This is a genomic window from Microbacterium sp. Bi128, assembly GCF_918698205.1.
In genome coordinates this window covers 1-2,692 of record NZ_CAKKMM010000672.1, presented here as the reverse complement: position 1 = coordinate 2,692, position 2,692 = coordinate 1, and the positions used below count along the sequence as shown (strand labels likewise).

The following is a 2,692-nucleotide window of genomic DNA, read 5'->3' as shown; positions in this document are numbered from 1 at the left end:
GGGCGCTTTCCCAGCTCTCGCCCGTGGTGAGGGCCACGGCGTGAATACGGGGCAGGGCCCTGGCGTGCTCCATGATGGCCTGGACCATGGCCTTGCCGGCGCCGCTGCGCTGCACGGAGGGGTCCACCACGAGCATCCTGAACTCGAGCTCGTCGCTGAAGGCGATGTCCGCGTAGGGCTCGCCGGCGACCGCCAGCGTCACGGAGCCGAGGATCCGGCCTTCACGCTCGGCGACCCAAACCGTCGCGGCCGCCGCGCGCTGCCCGACGTTCTGGATCTGCTGCATGTAGGGGTGGTCGGCGCTCTCAAAGTAGCCCGCCGCCAGGTAGGCATCCCGGGTGATGCGCGCTATGGCGTCGAAGTCGGCCGGAACGGCGGGGCGAATGAGGATCTGCGAAGGCACCTGTCAATGGTACGGGCGCCCGCCCCGGGCCATGCCCGGAAAGGCCGTTTCCGTGACTGAACTATCACTCAGGCGCATCTGACAGGCGTAGAGCCGGCCCAGCGGGACGACGTTAGAGCGGGAATTTGCCGGAGAGTTCCAGCGGACCGGCGCACGTCCATGCGGCCAGGCGCTCGTCGTCGGAGGGGCCGCCGGCCAGGGGGCTGGTGAGCCGCGGCCGGCGCACCCAGCAGCCAGCCTCCTCGGCGATCAGGGCCCCGGCGGCGAAGTCGTGTTCGTTGAGCCCGCGCTCACCGTAGGCGTCGTGCGTGCCGTCCGCCACGAGGCACAGGTCCAGCGCCGCGGACCCGAGCCGGCGCATGTCGGCGAAGCCGTCCATCAGGCTGCCGAGGCCTGCGGCCTGTTCCGCCCGCACGCCGGGATCGTAGCTGAAGCCCGTGGCCAGGATCTGGCCGGCCCGTCCGGGAACCGGGCCGAACAGGGCGGTCACCTGGCCCTGATCCTGGAGCCAGGCGCCCTGGCCGCGGGACGCGTAGTAGGTGCGTCCCAGCGCCGGTGCGCTGACGACGCCGGCCAGCCAGACGCCGTCGGCGTCGGCCACCGCCACGGAGGTGGCGTAGTAGACGATGTTGCGGATGAAATTGGTGGTGCCATCGAGCGGGTCGATGGACCAGCGGTAGCCGCTGGGCTCCGCCGGCAGGTCGGTGCCGCCCTCCTCCCCCGTGATGATGTCCCACGGCCGGGCGGCGGTGATGACGTCCCGGACGGCGGCTTCGGCGGCGAGGTCGAAGGCGGTCACCCAGTCTCCTGAGTCGCCCTTGTTGCTGACGTCCAGGGCCGCAGTCTTTCGGGTGGCCAGGACGGCGGCCCCCGCCGCGGCGGCCGATTTGGCCAGTTCGAGCAGCCCCGGAACGCCAGGTGCGGGAGGACCCGCGGAGTGGGAACTCATTCGCCGGCCGGCCCGTTCGCCAGCAGGGCACGGAAGCCGTCCTCATCCAGGACCGGGACGCCGAGCTGCTCGGCCTTGTCCAGTTTGGTGCCGGCGTTCTCGCCCGCCACCACGTAACTGGTGTTCTTCGACACCGATCCGGCCGCCTTGCCGCCGCGGATCAGGATGGCTTCCTTGGCCTCATCGCGGCTGAAGCCCTCGAGGCTCCCGGTCACCACCACGGTCAGCCCCTCCAGCGTCCTGGGCGTCGACTCGTCGCGTTCGTCCGCCATCCGGGCGCCGGCGTCCGCCCAGCGGTCCACGATGTCGCGGTGCCAGTCCTCGGCGAACCATTCAGTCAGCGCCTGGGCGATGACCGGGCCCACGCCGTCCACGTGGGCGAGCTCCTCCTCGGAGGCCTGCCGGATGGCGTCCATGCTGCCGAACGCGGTGGCGAGGGCGCGCGAGGCCCGCGGGCCGACGTGCCGGATGGACAAGGCCACCAGGATCCGCCACAGCGGCTGGGATTTCGCTTTTTCCAGCTCCCGGAAGAGCTTGTCCGTCGTGGCCGTGGGCTTGGACGGGGTCTTGGTGGTGGCCTTGGTGAAGAAGTAGGGCACCAGCTCGAATTCCCCTGTGCCGGCGCCCTTGGAGCGCTTCTCCCGGCGGACACGGACGTCCGCGAGCTGCTCCGGAGTGAGGTCGAACAATGTCGCCTCGGTGGTCAGCGGCGGCTCCGCGGGCTCGGCCGGCTGGGTCAGTGCGATGGCGGCTTCCCAACCGAGGGCCTCGATGTCGAAGGCGCCGCGGCCGGCAAGGTGGAAGACGCGTTCGCGCAGCTGCGCCGGGCAGGACCGGGAGGTGGGGCAGCGGATGTCCACGTCCCCTTCCTTCCCGGGGGCCAACGGCGTGCCGCACGAGGGGCATTCGGTGGGCATGATGAAGTCGCGGACGGGAGGGTCCTGCTGGTCCCGCAGCGCCAGCACCGGGCCCACAATTTCCGGTATCACGTCTCCGGCCTTGCGCAGCACCACAATGTCGCCGATCTTCACGCCCTTGGCCTTGACCACTTCCTGGTTGTGCAGGGTGGCCATTTCCACGGTGGAGCCGGCAACCTTGACCGGTTCCATCACGCCGTACGGGGTGACCCGGCCGGTGCGGCCGACGTTGACGGCGATGTCGAGCAGCTTGGTATGGACCTCTTCGGGCGGGTACTTGTAGGCCACGGCCCAGCGCGGCACCCGGGTGGTGTAGCCCAGGGCCCGCTGGGTGGCGAAGTCGTTCACCTTGATCACAATGCCGTCGATCTCGTGGGTGAGGCTGTGCCGCTTGTCGCCGTAGCGCTTGATGAATTCGAGCAC

Annotated in this window: 3 protein-coding genes; all 3 read right to left on the bottom strand. The window is 70.2% G+C overall.

All coding sequences use genetic code 11. The features are described 5' to 3' along the window. Window positions 1–403, bottom strand: a 403-nt coding sequence (locus tag LQV45_RS24665) for a GNAT family N-acetyltransferase (protein WP_230009241.1), incomplete at its 3' end; no start/stop codon positions are given. Window positions 404–515: 112 nt separating this feature from the next. After that, window positions 516–1,352 (bottom strand): inositol monophosphatase family protein, encoded by an 837-nt coding sequence (locus LQV45_RS24660; protein ID WP_230009240.1) that lies wholly within the window; start codon window positions 1,350–1,352, stop codon window positions 516–518. Next, on the bottom strand, window positions 1,349–2,692 hold a 1,344-nt coding region (gene ligA, locus LQV45_RS24655), incomplete at its 5' end, for an NAD-dependent DNA ligase LigA (RefSeq protein ID WP_230009239.1). The genes ligA and LQV45_RS24660, both read right to left, overlap by 4 nt.